Genomic DNA, 18,516 nt, shown 5'->3' with positions numbered 1-18,516 from the left:
TTTCAGGCTTATTCAATGAATAGTTTGTATTTTTTCTACTGACCGATTGGATAGACCCAAAATAATGCCAAAGGGTTTAAAAGGTGGTTCATTCTTTCAAAAAAAATTAAGATAGTACTCCTGAGAATTTTATCAGACCTTTGCAAAACTTACTAGTATACGAATTTCGCCGAATAAACGATTGAAGGAAGTATCATGAAATTTAAAAAACACGTTTTTATTTGTACCAATCAGAAACCGGCACCCAAAAAAAGCTGCGGGGAAGCCCACGGCATGGCGCTGGTCGACGCCTTTAAGGAATCTCTGAAACAACACGGTTTGCAAATTGATATCCGCGCCCAGCGCGCCGGTTGCCTCGATACCTGCGCCCTGGGTCCGTCGATGGTGGTTTATCCGGAAGGAGTCTACTACGGAAATGTTCAATTGTCGGATGTTGACGAAATCGTGGAAAGCCATTTAATCAATGATCAACCCGTAGCGCGATTGGTCCTGCCATTTTAAAGCTCAGGAGCCCGGCGTTTTAACGGTCAGGAGCAGTCCGTATCCCTACTCAGGCTGTAAACTTCCGGGCTTCTGACCTATCCAGCCATGTATAAACACCTCTTTTTCGATCTCGATCATACACTCTGGGATTTTGATCGAAACTCGACAGAGTCCATTTATGACTTGTACGAACGGTTTCAATTGTCGCAAGTCGGTGTTCCCTCGGTCGAAGAGTTTAACCGCCATTTTATCGCTATCAACAACCAGCTCTGGTCTGATTTTTACAACAACCGGCTGACGCATACCGATATCCGGAAATACCGGTTCCGGATGGTAATGGATGCCATTGGCGTAACGGATCATTCGGTTTGTGATGAAATGAACGAGGTTTATTTGCAGCTGCTCCCCCGCAAACCGCACCTGATGGAGTCGGCTACCGATGTACTGGACTATCTGAAAGACCGTTACGAATTGCACATCATCACCAACGGTTTTGACGAAATTCAGGCCTTAAAAATGGCCAGCTCGGGCCTGACCTCCTATTTTCAGCACATTGTTACCATTCAGAAAGCGGAAGCTAAAAAGCCGGAACCGCGCATTTTCGAGTTTGCCCTGGAGGTGTCCGGTGCTTTGCTGAGTGAAAGTTTGATGATTGGCGATAATTACGAGGCCGATGTCTGCGGAGCCCAAAACGTTGGCATGGACGTGGTGTATTACAATGCCGCCAGTCTACCGCTCGAAGGAGCCGCACCAACCTACGAAATACGCCATTTGAAAGAGTTAATGGCTATTCTGTAGCTACGTTTTCAATTAACAGCGGTTTGCCATTAAACTGACCTTCACTCCCGACAACCGCAAACCGGGCAAACAACTCCTCCGAATACCACCGCCGTTCGCGCGTTCGCCGAACCACTTCCTTGTGGCCGCTTTGGCGGTACGCAAACTGGTCGATGCTTTTTTCACTCTTCCAGACGCTAACCGTACACTGTTGCGTGAACGGTTTTTCGCCTACGCCGAGCGCCAGCAGCAGGTCGTCGGCATGGGCTTTCAGGCGCTGGCGGGCTTGCGGAATGTGACGCCAGAAATCGGGCAAAGCCGCCAGGCGCAGGGTAGCCCGGGTTAGCACCGCAACCGGAAAACCGGCAGCACGGGCAACCGCAGGCGTTGCAAACGGATTCTGGCCGTCCCACTCGCCGTGCGACCGCAATGGATTCAGGTAGAGCGTACCGGTTTCCAGGGTGTTTTTGCAGATTTCCTGCCAACGATCGGACTGAAAAAAATGCCGGGCATCTTTTTCCTCCGCCCACACCCCTAAAAAAACGTAGGCCGACAAATCCGGAATAAGTCCGAAATTCCGCCCACAACCCATCATCTTTTGAAACCGCAATCCTTCCGCCCGAAAAGGTCGCATGATCCAGCGGCCCATGTTGGCAAAAGCCGGATACCAGCCACGGGCCGGATAGCGCAATAAAGTAAACGTAACGATCACGGCCAGTTAATTAGTCAGGTTAGGTCCTCCATAGAGATACCAGGATTCCGCCAGCTTGTTTAGAATAGAGCGGTTTTTATTTGAACAACCGGGCCGTTCGTTTTTTTAAAAATTAATAAACTCCAGTTTTCCGCAGGGGCTTCTGTTGGGCGCAATGTCAATTTAGGCCAACACTTTGGGTATTTTTTTCCACAAAAATAAAACCGCTCCAACCGAATGATCGGAGCGGCCCGGGCCTGTACCGTACTATATTCTTAATTGTCCTTATCCAGTTTGTCACCCGCTTTTTCAAATGCATCACCGATGTTTTTCCCGGCTTGCTTGAAGCCTTTCTTGACATCGCCCCAGGCAGCGGCAGTTGCATTCTGAGCTTTTTCCAAATCCTGACCCAGCTCTTTGCGATCTTCTTCTAAATCGGCCAGTTTTTCCTTGGATTTTGCTTTGGCTTCAGCCCCTTCCCGCTTCATATCGGCCTTTAATTCATCGATACGGGCATCCAGTTTGCGCTGTTGCTCTTTCATGTTAGCCACGGCCTTGTCGCGTTCTTCCCGAAAATCGGCGGCTGCTTCGTCGCCTTTGGCCTCCATTTTATCACCGGCTTCTTTGGCATCCGCTTCGACAGCGTCACCCGTTTTCTCCATTGCGTCTTCCGTGCGGGATTCGTTTTTCCCATCACTTTGGCAAGCGGTCAGCGATAACGAAGCTACAACTAAAGCGGCTCCGGCCAGCATCCGAACCTGTTTGAACGTCATGATCACCTTTTTCATAGCAAGTACTGATTGATTGGTTTGTACGAAGCCTTCGACAAAAGCAATGCCAACTCTTCCGGCTGCATTTTCAAATGCTTTTCCATTTGATGGCGCACCCGATGGCTTTGGTGGTGGTCAGGACAACCGGACGACCAACCAGCAGGTTGCCGACGGCCTCTTCGACATACGGCCTCTTCACGCCCGAAGCGATCTGCGGACTATCGTCGATGGCTCCGGTATATTCCACGGTGAAGTGATCACCGGAGCGTTTCAGCACAAACACTTCCGGTGTCCGGGTTGCCCCAAACGCGTGAGCCACACTCTGGGTATCGTCTGACAAATACGGGAACGAGTAATTTTTCTCCTGCGCCCGTATTTTCATATTCTCAAACGAGTCCTCCGTATAAGCACTCGGGTCATTGGGCTGAATGGCAATAACCGGGAAGTTCTGGGGAGCATATTTGCGGTCGAGCGCAATCATGCGCTCTTCGTAGGCTTTCGAAAACGGACAGTGGTTGGTCGTAAAGACAATAATGACCCCTTTCCCGTTTTTATAATCGCTCAGCGAAACCATGCGACCATCAACATTTTTCAATTTAAAATCCAGAACAACGTCACCAATGGCATACACTTTCTGGTCGGCAAAGGGGGGCGCCGGAGCAAACGTGGCCGCTGCCGCAATCATCAGCACAGCAAGCAGGCTTATCCATGCTTTCATAGGGTATTGAGTTAGAGTCGGAAAAAATCGTTCCGTAGGACGGTACACAGCCGAAAACCGTACTTGCTTCCGGCAAGGTAACCTACGGCTTGCCCTTCCTACGTTCTGCGAGCCGTTTTACCCAAAAATCCTGTACAAAATCCGTGCTAACCAACAAATAACCAGCGCGTTTCCTGCTAATTTAACATTTCTATCGAATAGAAGGTTCTGGTTTCTTTTTTCAAACAAAAACTCCTATATTTGCACCTCATTTCTGAGAAACAACATTTTCTGTATCAATCATGTATGCAATCGTAGAGATCGCAGGGCAGCAATTTAAAGTTGAAAAGGGCCGATACGTCTTCACCCACCGGTTGGAAGGCGACACGGACGCTGCACTTGTGTTCGACAAGGTTTTACTTGTCGATAATGACGGGACCATTTCGGTAGGCGCCCCGACCGTCGAAGGCGCTCAGGTTTCCGGTAAAATTCTGGAACACCTGAAAGGCGAAAAAGTGATCGTCTTTAAAAAGAAACGTCGGAAAGGCTACAAGAAGAAAAACGGCCACCGTCAGTATTTGACCAAAGTATTAATTGAAGACATAACCGTATAAAATCGTTTACAGCTACGGTTTACTGGGAGCCGACGCCAGCAGGTGTCCACCAACCGTAAACCATATCCGTAAACCGTAAACTTTCTAAAAAATGGCACACAAGAAAGGTGTAGGTAGTTCAAGGAACGGCCGCGATTCGATGAGCAAACGCTTGGGTGTGAAACTGTTCGGTGGTCAGTCGGCCATTGCCGGTAACATCATCGTTCGTCAACGCGGCACCAAACATCACCCCGACAAAAACGTCGGCATCGGCCGGGATCACACGCTTTTTGCGCTGGTCGATGGTTCCGTCCAATTCCGGAAAGGCAAAGGCGGTCGTTCATTCGTGAGCATTATCACACCGGAAGCAGCGGTTGTTGAAGCGGCTCCGGCCGTGGTTGAAGCACCGGTGGCTGACTAACTTTTTGATTCCATTCCGGATCACAACGACCTAAAGACCTGTCTGGGAATACCCGGACAGGTTTTTTATTGTCGGCAAACTAATCAATCCCGACTGCTGTTTCTCCGGTAACGGTTTTGATTCACAATTGAAATGATACAACAATGACCAGTACGCTATATCCTGCTACCTCGCTCTATACGGAAAGCAGCCCGAATCCCAACTCCATGAAGTTCGTGGTGAACTTCCCGCTAGCGCCCGAAGGCCTTTCGTTCGATTACGCCGATGCGTCGGAAGCCCTCATCAATGGCAAAAACTCCCCGTTGGTCGTCGCTTTGTTTGGCTTTGATTTCGTGAAACGCGTATTTATTGCCAGCAATTTCATTACGGTTACAAAAGACGATGAAACCGAATGGGAAGATGTACTGGTTGAGCTAAAACAATACATCAAGGCTTATTTTAACGAACAGAAGCCGGTTTTTGCCCAACAGACGATTGACGACAACACCACAAAACTGGAAGCGGATTCGCCAACTGTTCAAAAAATCAAGTCGGTGCTGGATCAATACATTCGCCCGGCCGTTGAGTCCGACGGCGGAGCCATTAGCTTCCACTCCTTCGATGATGAAAACGGAACCGTCAAAGTCTTGCTGCAAGGTTCGTGCAGCGGTTGCCCTTCCTCGACACTGACGCTGAAAGCCGGAATTGAAAATCTATTGACGCGTTTAGTGCCGGAAGTAAAACAAGTCGAAGCCGAAGGCGTTTAAAGAATGATGGATCAGGACGGGCCGTCCCGTCCTGATCCATCATTACTTTCTAACCTGATTGCTTATGGGGTTTCGCCTACTGCGTTTTGCGTTTTTATTCTTTTTTACCTCTTCGGTTTTTGCCCAAAATTTTCTGGGCGTAGCACCCAGTTCCTACGGTGGTACGCAAAGTATTTATCTGAATCCCGCTTTTGCTACGGACTCCAAATACGGTTTTTATTTCAACATCGGGGCCGGTAATGCTCACCTTGACAACAATTACGTTCGCTACAAAGCGCCTTTCTCGCTGACTTCGCTGGTGCTCAAACGCGTCCCCGGCCAATATAAGCTGTCCGATGGTGCGGTGTTGTTTCGTCCCGAATACCTGGAAGAAATAAACAACGGGAAACGCAAAAATGCGACGGCCTGGACGGATTTGCGCGGACCGTCACTGATGGTTCAACTCGGAGATCGGGCCGCCATCGGTTTAACGACCCGGCTTCGGGCCACCGCACAGATCAAAAACGCGTCCGAATCGCTCATGTCGGTGGTGCGGGCGGGTCTGGAAGACGAAAAACTGTACAATATTCCGAGTCGGGACAACCTGTTCAATATCAACACCAATACATACGCCGAACTGGGTTTGACACTGGCTGCGGCCCTCATTCAGAATGAGTACCAGCAACTTTCGGTCGGCGTCACGGTGAAACGCCTGCAGGGTATAACGGCCGGTTATCTGCGGAACAACGGACTTTCCTACCGCGTCCTGTCCGACACGGCCCAGTCGAACTCCTATTACATGCAGGTCGATCAGCTCAACGCCGATCTGGGATATACGACCTATTTGCAAGACCGGGGCCGCTCCGTGACCCTGCGTCAGCTTTTCGACGGCAATAATCCCGGCAGAGGCTGGGGAGCCGATCTGGGTTTTTCGTATCAGCTCAAATCGGCCGATAATCCGGCCGATTACGCCTTCCGCCTGGGCGTTGCCATTACCGATCTTGGTTCGGTCCGGTACCGCGACGACCAGTATGTACAACAGTATTCGGTCAATACGACCAATCAGCGGTTTACGTCCAGCGATTTCAATAACGCCAGCGGCAGCGAAGGCATCGCCGACGTACTCCGCACGAAATTGAACCTGACCGAAGCCAATAACCGGGGGCGGTTTACCTCAGGTCTACCGACGGCGCTTTCGGTAAATGCCGATATAAACCTGGGAAGCGGGCTGTACGTCACCGGTACAATCCTTCAGGACTTGCGGTCTAAAGACGCCATTTCGATTCGCCAGCCTTCGTTGATTGCGGTGACGCCCCGTCTGGAAACCTCCGCTTTCGGGGTGGCCATTCCGCTGGTGGTACTCAATAATGCATTTATGGCTGGTGCTTCCATCCGGGTCGGACCGGTTTTTCTGGGAACCGATAATTTGTTTGGGATGATTGGTAGTAATTCCAACAAATTGAGTCCGCGCGGGGCGGATGTCTATGCCGGACTGGCCGTTGCAAGCCTGCGCAGAAAACCGTAGCAACCGTGCGACATGAAAGGTTTTAACGCTTCAATAGTTTCACTAGTCCTGATTCTGCAGGCTCTTGTTTGTGCCGGGCAGACAAATCCGGTTGAAGAATATACCGTTCGGATTGAAACCAAAGAACGGAGTGGCCGGCTCATTCCGGCTACGCTGACGATCACCAACGAAACCACCCGCAAAGTTCAGCGCGGCACTTTGCAGTTGGGTTCCTATACGGTTTCGCTCCCGGCCGGGGCGGTTTACCGGCTCGATGCCAACTATACCGGATACCGGCCTGTCCAGAAAATTCTTCGTCTCGACCGCGTAGCCGACCAGGAACAAACCAGGCAAACGATCGTACTGGAAATGGAACGGGAGCTTTCTGCCGAATCGCCCGTGAATGTAACCGTGGTTGATTACGAGACGAAACAGCTGATCCGGCAGAAGATGAATGTGCAGATTCAGGAATTTAACGGGAAACGGGTGATCATGACGGGCCCACCGCGTGAGGGACGATTTACTTTCCTGGCCGAATTTGGCCAGAAAATCCGGTTTACGGTGGAGGTCGCCGGCTATCAGCCCTACGACTATACGGTTGACGTTAAAGATCAGCACGATATTACCATCCGGTTGCAGCGGGCCAAAAATCCGGTCGTAGCCGAAACTCCGCCAATCACAGAACCGGTGCCGTCATCGACCACACCACCGGTCGTGACGCCCCCCACGACGACCTCGCCACCGGTGGTGTCGGCCCCAACGCCAACGACTCCGCCGGTAGTTTCAGAGCCAAAACCGGCAGCTCCGGCGGTAAAACCAGCCACTCCGGTGCCTTCTGCGCCGGTTAACACGGACTTATCGACACTGACCGCGGGAAAACCGGTTACGCTCAACAACGTCTATTTCGACCAGAGCAGTTATTTACTGCGTCCTGAATCATATCCCCAATTGAATCAACTGGTTGCCTTGTTGAAAAGCCGTCCGGGTTTAAAGATCGAAATTGCGGGACATACCGACAACGTGGGCGATCCAAGGCTGAATCTGGCCCTTTCCGAAAACCGTGCCCGGGTGATCATGTCGTATCTGATTACCAACGGAATTCCCGAAAACCGCCTTCAGTATAAAGGATACGGCCAGACGCAGCCGATTGCAACGAACGATACGGAGGAGAACAAACGGAAAAACCGGCGGGTCGAAGTTCGGCTACTGGATGGGTAAATTTTGGGCTGATGTAGCAGACGTCTGCGCAAGCCAGTGCTGATAAACCTGGCGCATTAATTCTTTAATCTCTTCAAAATAAAGCGGTTTACTAATACAAACCGTTGCGCCAAGGTCGACGCATAACTCCATTTCGCCCTGATTCTGCGTATTGACAAAGAGAACAATGGGAATGCGTTGCCACAAAGGGTTTTCTTTAATCTGCTGGAGCGTGTCGAATCCGCTCATGCCCGGCATGTATTTATCCAGAATCACGATCCATGAATTCAGCGCAGCCGTCGATGATCCGTTGGTTTCCTGGTGGAGAAAGCTCAGTAACTTTTCCCCGCTTTCAAATTCCTGAACCGGAACCGACATTTCCATCGATTCAAGCGCCATACGCATCAGCATACGGTCTTCTTCATCATCATCGACTAACAGAACGGTGGGTCTACTTTCCGAATTAGTAAACTGTGTTTCCATGCGATCCAATGTTTGTTCACAAGAAGGGTCAAAAATCGCTAATCGTAGTTAATGGTCAAGCCCATTCAATCAAAAAATAAAAATGTTGAAGTAAAATTAAACAGTTTGTTTCAGGAACGGTAGGCAACAGCTTATTTATTGTAAAAACGGGATTCGACAAAGGTGGTTTTTCGCCCGACGACAACGTGTAATCAAACCCATTCTGAACGCTGAATGAACTCTATTTGTCTTCCCAATTGACCACCGAATACCGAACTGATGCGCCCCATTTAATCAGACGCCGGTATTGTTTTCTCACAGGATTCCAGCGCGGAGACTTGCCCTGATGCATCAATTCAACCGCCAGAAACGAACTACATCTTGGGATTGGCCTCGGGCGTCCGCCCGTTTTGCCCGGAGTAGCCCCGTTGGCTTCCGGTTATTCCAGGTTGAAATCAGCAGAGGAATGGTAGAAGCGACGGGTGAGCATGGAGCGGTGTAAATGGATTTTAAATGATGTTACAACGACCCATTTTTTACCGGGTAATCAGCAAACTGCCGCTTCGATGCGGCTGCGAACCGCCAGGTTTGATCACATACTGATAAACGGCCGGGGGCAAATCCTGCCCTTCACTCCGGCCGTCCCACGGCTGCTGATAGCCTTGGGAAACAAACACCGGATTGCCCCAGCGGTTATACACCTCAACCCGGCAGTCGGGGTAATCGCTAATACCCCGGATAACCCAGTTGTCGTTTATCCCGTCGTTGTTGGGCGTAAAAGCGTCCGGGATAAAAAGGGGCGTCATCACCGTTACCGTCAGTCTGGCGGTATTTTGACAACCCTGTGGCGTCGTAGCCCGCACGCGATACGTCGTCGTTGTATCCGGACTGGCAAAGGGTCTGGCGGCAACCGGGCTGCTCAACCCGACAGAAGGTGTCCAGTAATAACTCAACGTATCGATACTATTTTTGTTCAACTGCACCTCACTCCCCCGCCGAACCGTTGCATCGGCAACCGTAATGGCGGGCGCCTGCAGCACAACAACCAGCTGCTGCGTTCGGCCCGGACAGGTATTACCCGGCATCGTCAGCGTATACGTAATAACATACTGGCCCGGACCGGTTTTTGAGGGATCAAATTCCAAAGCCGTTACGGCACGGGCCGCCCGGCCCAAACCGGCAAACGTTCCACCACCAGGTTCGGCGCTCAACGCCAGCCGCGCGGTGGCGTTTTCACAAATGGCTGATAAAGGAGCCATGGTGACCGTGGGGGCGGTTTTGAATTGCAGAAGCACTTCTTCGGAGGTCGCCTGACACTGGTTGGTATCGGTAACGGTCAACACATAATGACCGGTTTGGGTCACGGCCAGCACGGCATCGCGTTGCTGATCGAGTACGGTTCCTGTATTGAGCCACTGGTACGTATACGTCGGTCGCGTGATGGCGTTCAGGCGGATGGTGTCGCCGGAACAGGCCGTCGTCAGTGCGGGAGGAACAATGGAAGCCTGCGGTTTGGGCTTGACGCGCACCAGCACGCTGTCAGTAACCACACAGCCGGTGGTGATACTGGTGATCTGAACTTTGTACTCACCGGTTTCATGGGGCTGGTAGTCAGGCTCTTTAGCCCCCGGAAACGGACGATCGTCCTTGAACCAGGCATACGCGTAATTGCCTTCGGGTGCTTTCAGAATAATGGATTTTCCTTCGCAAAACGTGGTGGGCCCACTGGCCGACAATTTCAATTTCTCGGCCTCGGACATATCGACTTTAACGCTGGTCTGGGCCGGGCTGGGTTTGCCGCAGGTATTCCTGAACTGCTTGATGACGGTATAATTTCCCGATTCTTTAATGACCAGCGTGGCCGTTGTATCACCAGGCAGATTCTGCCCGTCGCGTTGCCATTGAAACGACCACGCTGGCGAAGCTTCCGTTTTGAGCGTTACACCCTGACCCTGACAAACCGATACACTCGTGATGGTGCCGTTGGCGGCTTTGCCAATCCGGGCATTTTCGGGTGCTTTTTCAATCGCAATCGTTGGTGCGGGTGGCGTATTGGTCGGGCAATCGACAACGGCCAGTTGAAAATCGCGCCGGACGGAACCAATCCATTTCCCATTCCGAAACTCTTCGCATATAACCGCAAACACGAACAAACCCACCTGACTGGCCGTGACGGTCAACTGCCCGGTTTCGCCATCCACTTTCAGAGCGGGACTGCCCGGAACCGAATTGGTTGCGCTGAAACCCGGCTTCCAGGATACCATTGGATAAGCGGAACTGGGCTGGTTGTCAAAGGCAATACCCTGACTGGTAAAACCTTTATACGGTGTTACAATGGCATAAGTTAGTTGATCACCGTCGGCGTCCGTGGCCTTGAAGCTGAACGTAAATGGCTGCCCCTTACAGGCATACTCACCCGTCGGAACCGAAAAAGCCGGTGACGAATTGATCAGCGATTTGGGCGATGGAAACTCCAGGTGAAAAACCATGCCCGACTCGTCGGCCTGGCTGATGTTATCGATGGCACCACTGCGGCAACAAACGCCGTGGACGACGTAGTAGCCTCCCGGATCGTCGAAACGCTCCGGATCCAGTTCAATGTCCTGGCTGTAAACGACCATGCGGAGTTTCAGCGGCCGGAGTTGAGCACACGCCTGATTGGAAACGGCCAGCGGGTCCTGACGGAGCAGGGGCAATTCAAATTCACCCATTTTCAGGTTATCTTTCCGGCGGAAAACGGCTAGTTTGACGGTTGGTTTGATATCGCCCGCACGGCTGTTTTGCTCGTCGATGAACAAATCCAGTGACAACGTATAAAGGTCAGGAGTGCCCTTTACTGTAAGCCGTATGTTTCCGCCGACAATGTGTGAAGCTGATGCCCAGTGAATTACACCGATTAACATCAAAACAAAGAGAAAGGTATTCCGTTGAGCCATAGACTACATGCTATCCCGGTATATTCTTACAAAAAGTAAGCCATTATCAACCAAGTTAAAAGAATCGTTCTATAAATTTTTGTTTTTAGAACAATGACCTTGATTTAAAGCCCCGATCTGTATCAACTCATCCGAAAAACAGTATCTTTTACAAAAATTTGTAGTTTTGGTTAACCACAAGGCTGACTCCGGAACTATTCCGCTCGGGCGGGGTGGTTTCACAAACTGAGGGTATGACTGAGCGCGTAACGTTTTTCGATACAAAAATTGACTTTTTAAAGGGTGTAGGCCCTCAGCGGGCGTCGTTACTCAATACCGAATTAAACATTTTTACGTACCGGGATCTGATTCAGTATTACCCGTTCCGGCACGAAGACCGCACCCGATTTGTTACCATTGCCGAACTCTCCGAAGCGCTTCCGTCGGCTCAGGTCATCGGTCGGATCCGCGATTGGGCCGTGGTGGGCGAAGGCCCCAAGAAACGGCTGGTAGCCGAGTTTACCGATCATACCGGCTCGATGGACCTGGTCTGGTTTCAGGGCATTACGCATTTCGAGAAATTTCTCCGCCCCGGTGCCGAGTACATTGCTTACGGCAAACCCATCGCTTTTGGTAGCAAATACAGCATCACCCATCCGGAACTGGACCCCTTAACCGCCGAAAACGAGCAGGGCAGCACGTTTCATCCGATTTATAATCTGACCGAAAAACTCCGTCGGATGCGGGTCGACAGCAAACTGATCGCCCGCATGATGCAGCAGCTGCTCGAAGTGGCGTATCCGCACATTCACGAAACGCTGCCGAATTCGCTGCTGGAACAATACCGGATGATCTCGAAAGCCGACGCCATTGAGAACATCCATTTGCCCAAAAGCCAGGCCTGGCTGAAACAGGCCGAACGCCGACTGAAGTTTGAAGAGCTGTTTTACAATCAGTTACGACTGATCAAGAACAAACTCATTCACAAGACGGAATACCCCGGACAGGTTTTTCGAAACATGAAACTGCTGAACCGGTTTTACAAGGAATTCATGCCGTTTCAGCTTACCGAAGCCCAGAAGCGGGTTTTGCGCGAAATTCACGGCGATCTGGTCAGTGGCAAACAAATGAACCGGCTGTTGCAGGGCGATGTGGGCAGCGGAAAAACTATCGTGGCTTTCATCACGATGCTGATGGCCATCGACAACGGTGCCCAGGCCTGCATCATGGCCCCAACCGAAATTCTGGCCGATCAGCATTACTACGGACTGAAAGTTTTTGCCGATCAACTCGGCCTGACCATCGGACGGCTGACGGGTTCGACCCGCACCAAAGGCCGCCGGATTATTCATGAGCAATTGCAGAGTGGCCTGATGCACATCATTGTGGGGACCCACGCCCTGCTGGAAGATGTGGTGCAGTTCAAAAACCTCGGTCTGTGTATCATCGATGAGCAGCACCGGTTTGGCGTGGCCCAGCGCGCCCGGCTCTGGAACAAGAATCAGGATATCTACCCGCACATGATGGTGATGACGGCGACGCCCATTCCGCGGACGCTGGCGATGACGCTCTACGGCAACCTGGATCTGTCGGTCATCGACGAACTCCCGGCGGGTCGCAAACCGATCAAAACCGTCCACCGTTACGACACCCACCGGCTGGAAGTATTCGGGTTCATGCGGCAGCAGATCGAACAGGGACGACAGGTGTATGTGGTCTATCCGCTAATCGAAGAATCGGAAAAGCTGGATTTCAAGGATTTGATGGACGGTCACGAAAGCATCACGCGAGCCTTTCCCAATCACCCCATCGGCGTTCTGCACGGTCGGATGACCGGCTATGACAAGGACTTTGAAATGGAGCGGTTTGTGAAGGGCGAGACTAAAATTATGGTAGCCACAACCGTGATCGAGGTCGGTGTCAATGTGCCGAATGCCAGCGTGATGGTGGTCGAAAGTGCCGAGCGGTTTGGCCTGGCGCAGTTGCACCAGTTGCGGGGGCGCGTCGGGCGGGGCGCCGAGCAGTCATACTGCATTCTGATGACGGATTATAAGCTCTCGAAGGAAACCCGCACCCGCATCGAGACGCTGGTGAAAACCAACAACGGGTTTGAAATTGCGGACGTAGACCTCCAGCTCCGCGGCCCCGGCGACCTCTCCGGCACGCAGCAAAGCGGTATTGCCGACCTCATTCTGGCCGATCTCGCCAAAGACGGTGCCATTCTGATGGCGGCCCGGGAATCGGCGCAGCAGATTCTGGCGGAAGATCCCGATTTGGTTTTACCCCAACACGCGCCGATCCGGAATCAGGTGGAAGTGCAGCGGGAAGACGAGACGAACTGGAGCCGGATAAGCTAGCGTTTCGCTGGTCGAGATTTGCAATCTGCAGTATAATTACAATGGTTTTACAATCTTGCCTTTCTGACTGCGGATTACAAATCGGCGACAGAGAGGATCAAGCGGGGTTGCCCGGCGATTGCGAATCTGGATCAGCACAGACTAACCCGAAATTTCTATGAACCCCCTCTCCCGTCGCCAATTTCTTCAATCCTCCACCCTGCTGGCCGGCAGCCTGATGGTCCCAAAAATTCCGGTTTTCAAAACCGCCCCAAAACCGCTGCGGCTGGGTGGCCCCATTTTCCTGAAAAGTGACGATCCGGGGGAACTGGCGCGGGAACACCGGCGGTTGAACTACAGCTCGGCCTACGTTCCGGCGGTCAAATTGACGGAAACGACCAGAATTGCCGCCATTCGAAAGGCTTTTGCGGAACAAAACGTCCTCATTGCCGAAGTAGGTGCCTGGGTCAATATGCTGGATCAGGATGCTGAAAAACGAAGCAAAAACCTGGCGTACGTGACCGAACGGCTGGCACTGGCCGACGAAATCGGGGCGCTGACCTGCGTCAACATTGCCGGTTCCTACAATCCTACCCAGTGGGATGGCCCGGATGCGCGAAATTTGACCAGGGAATATTTCGACGCGACGGTGGAAAACTGCCGCCAGGTCATCGACGCCGTGAAGCCCAAAACCGCCAAATTTGCCCTGGAAATGATGGGCTGGAGCTTGCCCGACGGGCCGGATTCGTACCTGAAATTCATCAAAGCCATCGATCGCCCGGCTTTTGGGGCACACATCGATATGGCCAACATCATCAACACACCCGAGCGGTTTTACAACAATGCGGCATTGATCAGGGAGACTTTCCGCAAACTGGGCCGCTGGATCATCGCCGTTCACGCCAAAGATGTGTACGGCAAAGATGTCCATTTTGCCGAAACCCGGCCCGGGCGCGGGGCCCTTGATTACGGAACGTATCTCCAGAATGTCACGGCCTTACCGCGTGACGTGCCGTTTATGCTCGAACACCTGCGCACACCGGAAGAATACGACGAAGCCCGGCAATTTGTTATCCGCAAAGCGACCGAAGCCGGAATTCCGTTGGCGTGAAAACGAAGCCCATTTTTGGTGTATAAATTTTGGGAGTTTAAAAGGGTACTTGCGAACCGATGCAGAAATCGGACAAGTCTATTTTTGCTATGTAACAGCGGCAGAAACCTTCGGTTTACGGGAGTGGAATAAAATACAGCCGGAACCACAATCAACTAGTAAATTATCCAATAGCCTTCGGTTTGACTTTCAAATATTCTAGTAGCGCCCCCAATCCTACGACAATTACCGCCATTATAAAACCATCTTTGATAAACAATCTAAAAACTAAAATCCATTCACTTGAATTAAACCGAACAGCCGTAAAATGCGGAATTCGTATCAATAAAATCGCGCCGATCATTAGTATACAAACCACCCTACGAAGCGCAATCGACTTGTGATCTATCCCAAACTCGATACTTTTTACTTGGGTAATACATAAGATCAGAGACGTACTATAGGCCATTGAAAACCACCTTCCGTAGTCCATTGCTATGAAACATAATACAAATGCCATTAGCGCGATCAGACCAAGTGACACGAGTAAGGCATTTAAATTTTTAAATAAAACCGCTATATTAAAACACCTAAACAGGACATACAGAAAATAGAAGTGAGCCACATAGAATGCGAGATGAACGGCAGGGCCAACGGTTGTAAAATGGTGAAATGCAGACGCTATATTTTCAGAAGAAGGTAACTTCTGAAAGTAGTCAAACGCTGTAAATTGCTCTCTTCCAAACCCAAGGTTAACATACTGTTGCATAAAATTTTCTGCAATACGCTCAGAGTTGCCTTGTGTCAACGACAACAGAAAAGTTGCGACTATCCCTACTCCTGCATGGATTAACAGCCATTTTTTATTTATCCATTCATTTAAAAACAGGTAAGCTAGCAGGAAGGGAAGAAACAGAAAGAAGAAGCTTTCATGAATAAAGGAAGAAAGTACTATAAAAATAACTATTAAAACATTAGTAACCGTAGCCTTTTTAGAGCCATATAAAGACAGCCAATAAAAAGGAAAGAAAAAAAACAGTTCTTTACGAATAGCAGGTGGATCTTTTACGTAAAAAGCCAGGCCAAAAGGCGAATAAAAAACGACTGCCATACCGAATAAAACCCACCATGGATCCTTTAGGCGCAGTGCATTTTTTACTATCAGTAAAGGCATTAGTAAGCATATACTATATACTAATGTTATGGCGATCAACAGCACCTCCTTATTTGAGATGGCTATAAAAAAATTGCCGACTAGCGCTCTTCTGTAAAAACCGTACCGGTAATTCATCAGAGTTTCACCAATGGTATAGCCCATTTGACCATGCCCTATCGGATACCATATCGTATAAACTAGTATGGCAAATGCGTTAACAATGAAGAGATTGTTGTAGAGGTCCGCGTACGTTTTATAATGAAGCCGTAATTTTTTAGCGCTATCCACGTGTTTGCAATCAATTCTATTGACGAATGTAACACCAGCAATTGGTTACTTTAATAGAAGGATTCTGTGGTTTTCTTTCTTGAAGAATCAACTGCTCTACAGAAGTTACACAATGCCGTAACTTCCTATTCTTGCAGGCAGGTTTCAAGAATAGGAAGTCAACGAAAAACGATTTATTTCAGCTGATTCTGCAACCGTTTTGCCAGTGTATGGCTTTTAAACGAACTACTGAGTTTGTCGTACATGGCCCGGGCCTCGGTTTTCGGAAACTGATTCCAGTACCAGTTTAGCAGATACAGGCTCAGTTGCGAATCAGGATTGGCCTTGATGTGCGCGGCCACTTTCTGGTTCTGCTCTGCCTTCAACCGCTTTTCTTCCCGCGCAACGCGGTTGGCAATCGCCGTATCGCCGGTCGAACGCTGGCGGTCGTTGTACAAATCCATCAGCACATTGCGGTACGGGCGGTCTACTTCATTTTGAAATTTCAGCCAGCTATCCGTCAACGGCGATCCTTTTATTTCCGACTCGCGGAAGGCGTCGCGGGTCCCTTCGAGCGTCAAATCGCCGTCCCAGATGAATTGCACCTGCCCCGGCAAACCGGCGGCCACCACGTTGTAGAAATCAATTTCGGGAATGCTGCGACTGAATGTAAACTTGCCATCGACTGCCCGGGTCGAATCGACGATCACGGGGCGGCTGTTGGCATTGTCGGTTTTCTTGAGATAAACCATAACCGTACCGAGTCCGCTGACATTGCCCTGTAGCCTGACGTTTTTCTGAGCCTGAACCGACGTCAAAAACCCAAAGCTGATCAGCAGAACGAGAATAAAAAACTTGTTTTTCATGGTAAAATGGTGAGGCTTTTGAAGTCTGCCGTTTAATAAAACGTTTTGATACCCAGAATGTAACCCGGTATATTACGGATAATAAACAACAAAAATACCCTTTCGGTCGGTGTTTGTTTGCCCAATCCGGTGGTAAACTTATCCTCTGGCCTTTTCAAATCAAAACCTTTTCCTTAACCGCTACGACGCTACTGCATGGATGCCATCTCTGCTACCGTCCCTTCGGATTCCGAAGCAACCCGCTACGCAGCGGCTCAGCCCGTTGCCAAAGCCGACCGTATTCAAACCGTAGACGTCATTCGCGGGTTTGCGCTGCTCGGTATTCTGATGATGAATATCCCGTATTTCGGCCTGTCACACACGGCCACACCCCGGTTTTTCACGGCGCCGGTCGACTCGCCGGATTTTCGCACGTTCATGACGGTTTCGGTCGTTTTTGAAGGCACCATGCGGGCGCTGTTTTCCATGTTGTTCGGAGCGGGAATGCTGCTGTTTATGGCCAAAAAAGACACGCTGGCCGACGGCTACGGCATGCCGGATTATTATTACCGGCGGTTATTCTGGCTCATTGTGTTCGGCATGTTCAATGCCTACTTATTGCTTTGGCCCGGCGATATTCTGTATACCTATGGCGTTTGCGGCCTGTTTTTGTTTCCATTCCGGAAAATGAAGCCCCGAACGTACCTCCTGATCGCGTTTTTCTGCGTGGCGGTATTGGGCGTCAAAGGGATTTTCAGGGCGATGGAAAGTAAAGAGAACCGCGAAGGATACCTCAAAGCCATTCAACTGGAAAAACAGAAGAAACCGCTCACCGATGAACTAAAAAAAGCCAAAGAAGGCTGGCTGGCGGTAGAAAAAAGCACAAAATACGACAAAAAGAAAGAAGAGGAAAACAACAAAAGCATGCGGGGCAGCTACGCGACGGTATTCAGTACGTACCTGCCGCTAAACACCAAATTTGAATCCGTTAAATTCTACCAGAACTTCGTTTGGGATGCGTGGGCGCTGATGTTTCTGGGAATGGCCCTGTTTAAATGGGGCTTCTTCTCCAATAAATTACCCACTCAAACGTACGTCATTACCCTCCTGGCGGGTTACGGCATTGGCCTGACCCTGGGGTGGTTTGCATTTTGGAATGGCGTCGCCTGGTTCACGAATCCCGGCAAAACACTGGATGCGGATACATTTCCATTTCAGGCTTTTTACCACATCCGCCGGGCAACCTCTGCGCTGGGTCACGCGAGTTTGCTGCTGCTGATCTACCGCTCGAACCTCGTTCCGTGGCTGATGAAAGCCCTGGCCAATGTCGGGCAAATGGCATTTACCAACTACCTGATGCAGAGCATCATCTGTACGCTGTTTTTTTACGGATACGGTTTTGGCTATTTTGGCAAACTGTCGTATTACGAACTGTATTTTGTCGTTGCCGCCGTGTGGCTGTTTCAGCTCATTTTCTCCGCCATCTGGCTCCGGTTTTTCCGTTTCGGCCCCTTCGAATGGGTTTGGCGCTCGCTGACCTACTGGAAACGGCAACCGATGGCTTTGTAGCGCCGGAATGTAGACTCT

At 50.5% G+C, this 18,516-nt stretch carries 17 protein-coding genes; 10 read left to right on the top strand and 7 right to left on the bottom strand.

All coding sequences use genetic code 11. The features are described 5' to 3' along the window. Nucleotides 1-195 precede the first annotated feature (195 nt). Together EHT87_RS30060 and EHT87_RS30055 are read left to right on the top strand one after the other, a co-directional pair. Entirely contained in the window at nucleotides 196-501 is a 306-nt protein-coding gene (locus tag EHT87_RS30060) for a (2Fe-2S) ferredoxin domain-containing protein (protein WP_124910479.1), read from the top strand. Nucleotides 502-588: 87 nt separating this feature from the next. Then, nucleotides 589-1,281 (top strand): YjjG family noncanonical pyrimidine nucleotidase, encoded by a 693-nt coding sequence (locus EHT87_RS30055; RefSeq protein WP_124910478.1) that lies wholly within the window; start codon nucleotides 589-591, stop codon nucleotides 1,279-1,281. On the opposite strand, the gene EHT87_RS30050 is transcribed toward EHT87_RS30055, so the two are convergent. The 3 genes from EHT87_RS30050 to EHT87_RS30040 form a co-directional block, all read right to left on the bottom strand. After that, entirely contained in the window at nucleotides 1,271-1,972 is a 702-nt protein-coding gene (locus tag EHT87_RS30050; RefSeq protein WP_185716386.1) for a DUF3291 domain-containing protein, read from the bottom strand. The genes EHT87_RS30055 and EHT87_RS30050 overlap by 11 nt on opposite strands. A 254-nt stretch (nucleotides 1,973-2,226) precedes the next feature. Next, entirely contained in the window at nucleotides 2,227-2,739 is a 513-nt protein-coding gene (locus EHT87_RS30045) for a sll1863 family stress response protein (RefSeq protein WP_124910477.1), read from the bottom strand. A gap of 70 nt (nucleotides 2,740-2,809) precedes the next feature. Further along, nucleotides 2,810-3,439, bottom strand: coding sequence for a thioredoxin family protein (locus EHT87_RS30040; protein WP_124910476.1), 630 nt, complete (start codon nucleotides 3,437-3,439; stop codon nucleotides 2,810-2,812). A 281-nt stretch (nucleotides 3,440-3,720) separates the two neighbouring features. Here EHT87_RS30040 and rplU point away from each other — a divergent pair, with 281 nt between their 5' ends. The 5 genes from rplU to EHT87_RS31700 all read left to right on the top strand — a co-directional run bounded on the left by rplU (nucleotide 3,721) and on the right by EHT87_RS31700 (nucleotide 7,879). Further along, nucleotides 3,721-4,032: a 50S ribosomal protein L21 gene (rplU, locus tag EHT87_RS30035; RefSeq protein ID WP_124910475.1), complete on the top strand. Its 312-nt coding sequence runs from the start codon at nucleotides 3,721-3,723 to the stop codon at nucleotides 4,030-4,032. Nucleotides 4,033-4,123: 91 nt separating this feature from the next. Beyond that, a complete protein-coding gene (rpmA, locus tag EHT87_RS30030; protein ID WP_124910474.1) occupies nucleotides 4,124-4,432 on the top strand; it encodes a 50S ribosomal protein L27 in 309 nt (102 codons plus the stop codon). Nucleotides 4,433-4,575: 143 nt separating this feature from the next. Then, on the top strand, nucleotides 4,576-5,178 hold the full coding sequence (locus EHT87_RS30025) for a NifU family protein (RefSeq protein WP_124910473.1): 603 nt from the start codon (nucleotides 4,576-4,578) through the stop codon (nucleotides 5,176-5,178). Between the two features lie 64 nt (nucleotides 5,179-5,242). After that, nucleotides 5,243-6,682 carry a DUF5723 family protein gene (locus EHT87_RS30020; RefSeq protein WP_124910472.1) on the top strand — a complete coding sequence of 480 codons (1,440 nt, stop codon included), beginning with the start codon at nucleotides 5,243-5,245 and terminating at the stop codon, nucleotides 6,680-6,682. A 12-nt stretch (nucleotides 6,683-6,694) separates the two neighbouring features. Further along, nucleotides 6,695-7,879 (top strand): OmpA family protein, encoded by a 1,185-nt coding sequence (locus EHT87_RS31700; RefSeq protein WP_229321473.1) that lies wholly within the window; start codon nucleotides 6,695-6,697, stop codon nucleotides 7,877-7,879. Here EHT87_RS31700 and EHT87_RS30010 read toward each other — a convergent pair. Next, entirely contained in the window at nucleotides 7,865-8,341 is a 477-nt protein-coding gene (locus EHT87_RS30010; RefSeq protein WP_124910471.1) for a response regulator, read from the bottom strand. The genes EHT87_RS31700 and EHT87_RS30010 overlap by 15 nt on opposite strands. Nucleotides 8,342-8,856: 515 nt before the next feature. Beyond that, the gene (locus EHT87_RS30005; protein WP_221622094.1) at nucleotides 8,857-11,223 is read right to left on the bottom strand and encodes a T9SS type B sorting domain-containing protein; all 2,367 of its coding nucleotides are present in this window, start codon (nucleotides 11,221-11,223) and stop codon (nucleotides 8,857-8,859) included. A 266-nt stretch (nucleotides 11,224-11,489) separates the two neighbouring features. Between EHT87_RS30005 and recG the strand changes: the two genes are divergently transcribed. Together recG and EHT87_RS29995 are read left to right on the top strand one after the other, a co-directional pair. Further along, a complete protein-coding gene (gene recG, locus EHT87_RS30000; RefSeq protein ID WP_124910469.1) occupies nucleotides 11,490-13,592 on the top strand; it encodes an ATP-dependent DNA helicase RecG in 2,103 nt (700 codons plus the stop codon). A 157-nt stretch (nucleotides 13,593-13,749) separates the two neighbouring features. After that, entirely contained in the window at nucleotides 13,750-14,682 is a 933-nt protein-coding gene (locus tag EHT87_RS29995; protein WP_124910468.1) for a sugar phosphate isomerase/epimerase family protein, read from the top strand. Between the two features lie 163 nt (nucleotides 14,683-14,845). Here EHT87_RS29995 and EHT87_RS29990 read toward each other — a convergent pair whose 3' ends face one another. Together EHT87_RS29990 and EHT87_RS29985 are read right to left on the bottom strand one after the other, a co-directional pair. Beyond that, nucleotides 14,846-15,979, bottom strand: coding sequence for a hypothetical protein (locus EHT87_RS29990; protein WP_148096045.1), 1,134 nt, complete (start codon nucleotides 15,977-15,979; stop codon nucleotides 14,846-14,848). Nucleotides 15,980-16,278: 299 nt separating this feature from the next. Continuing rightward, nucleotides 16,279-16,950 carry a DUF4369 domain-containing protein gene (locus EHT87_RS29985; protein WP_124910466.1) on the bottom strand — a complete coding sequence of 224 codons (672 nt, stop codon included), beginning with the start codon at nucleotides 16,948-16,950 and terminating at the stop codon, nucleotides 16,279-16,281. A 195-nt stretch (nucleotides 16,951-17,145) separates the two neighbouring features. On the opposite strand from EHT87_RS29985, the gene EHT87_RS29980 reads away from it, so the two are divergent. Further along, nucleotides 17,146-18,498 (top strand): DUF418 domain-containing protein, encoded by a 1,353-nt coding sequence (locus EHT87_RS29980; RefSeq protein WP_124910465.1) that lies wholly within the window; start codon nucleotides 17,146-17,148, stop codon nucleotides 18,496-18,498. Nucleotides 18,499-18,516: the final 18 nt, after the last annotated feature.

The sequence above is a fragment of the Larkinella knui genome (genome assembly GCF_003858645.1).
GTDB lineage: Bacteria > Bacteroidota > Bacteroidia > Cytophagales > Spirosomataceae > Larkinella > Larkinella knui.
This window is presented reverse-complemented; position numbering and strand designations above follow the sequence as displayed.

What these genes read in the sequence shown, in the direction of transcription:
- EHT87_RS30060 (WP_124910479.1), top strand. Translation starts at nt 196, where the DNA reads ATGAAATTTAAAAAACACGTTTTTATTTGTACCAATCAGAAACCGGCA.
- EHT87_RS30055 (WP_124910478.1), top strand. Translation starts at nt 589, where the DNA reads ATGTATAAACACCTCTTTTTCGATCTCGATCATACACTCTGGGATTTT.
- EHT87_RS30045 (WP_124910477.1), bottom strand. Translation starts at nt 2,739, where the DNA reads ATGAAAAAGGTGATCATGACGTTCAAACAGGTTCGGATGCTGGCCGGA.
- EHT87_RS30040 (WP_124910476.1), bottom strand. Translation starts at nt 3,439, where the DNA reads ATGAAAGCATGGATAAGCCTGCTTGCTGTGCTGATGATTGCGGCAGCG.
- rplU (WP_124910475.1), top strand. Translation starts at nt 3,721, where the DNA reads ATGTATGCAATCGTAGAGATCGCAGGGCAGCAATTTAAAGTTGAAAAG.
- rpmA (WP_124910474.1), top strand. Translation starts at nt 4,124, where the DNA reads ATGGCACACAAGAAAGGTGTAGGTAGTTCAAGGAACGGCCGCGATTCG.
- EHT87_RS30025 (WP_124910473.1), top strand. Translation starts at nt 4,576, where the DNA reads ATGACCAGTACGCTATATCCTGCTACCTCGCTCTATACGGAAAGCAGC.
- EHT87_RS30020 (WP_124910472.1), top strand. Translation starts at nt 5,243, where the DNA reads ATGGGGTTTCGCCTACTGCGTTTTGCGTTTTTATTCTTTTTTACCTCT.
- EHT87_RS31700 (WP_229321473.1), top strand. Translation starts at nt 6,695, where the DNA reads ATGAAAGGTTTTAACGCTTCAATAGTTTCACTAGTCCTGATTCTGCAG.
- EHT87_RS30010 (WP_124910471.1), bottom strand. Translation starts at nt 8,341, where the DNA reads ATGGAAACACAGTTTACTAATTCGGAAAGTAGACCCACCGTTCTGTTA.
- EHT87_RS30005 (WP_221622094.1), bottom strand. Translation starts at nt 11,223, where the DNA reads ATGTTAATCGGTGTAATTCACTGGGCATCAGCTTCACACATTGTCGGC.
- recG (WP_124910469.1), top strand. Translation starts at nt 11,490, where the DNA reads ATGACTGAGCGCGTAACGTTTTTCGATACAAAAATTGACTTTTTAAAG.
- EHT87_RS29995 (WP_124910468.1), top strand. Translation starts at nt 13,750, where the DNA reads ATGAACCCCCTCTCCCGTCGCCAATTTCTTCAATCCTCCACCCTGCTG.
- EHT87_RS29990 (WP_148096045.1), bottom strand. Translation starts at nt 15,979, where the DNA reads ATGGGCTATACCATTGGTGAAACTCTGATGAATTACCGGTACGGTTTT.
- EHT87_RS29985 (WP_124910466.1), bottom strand. Translation starts at nt 16,950, where the DNA reads ATGAAAAACAAGTTTTTTATTCTCGTTCTGCTGATCAGCTTTGGGTTT.
- EHT87_RS29980 (WP_124910465.1), top strand. Translation starts at nt 17,146, where the DNA reads ATGGATGCCATCTCTGCTACCGTCCCTTCGGATTCCGAAGCAACCCGC.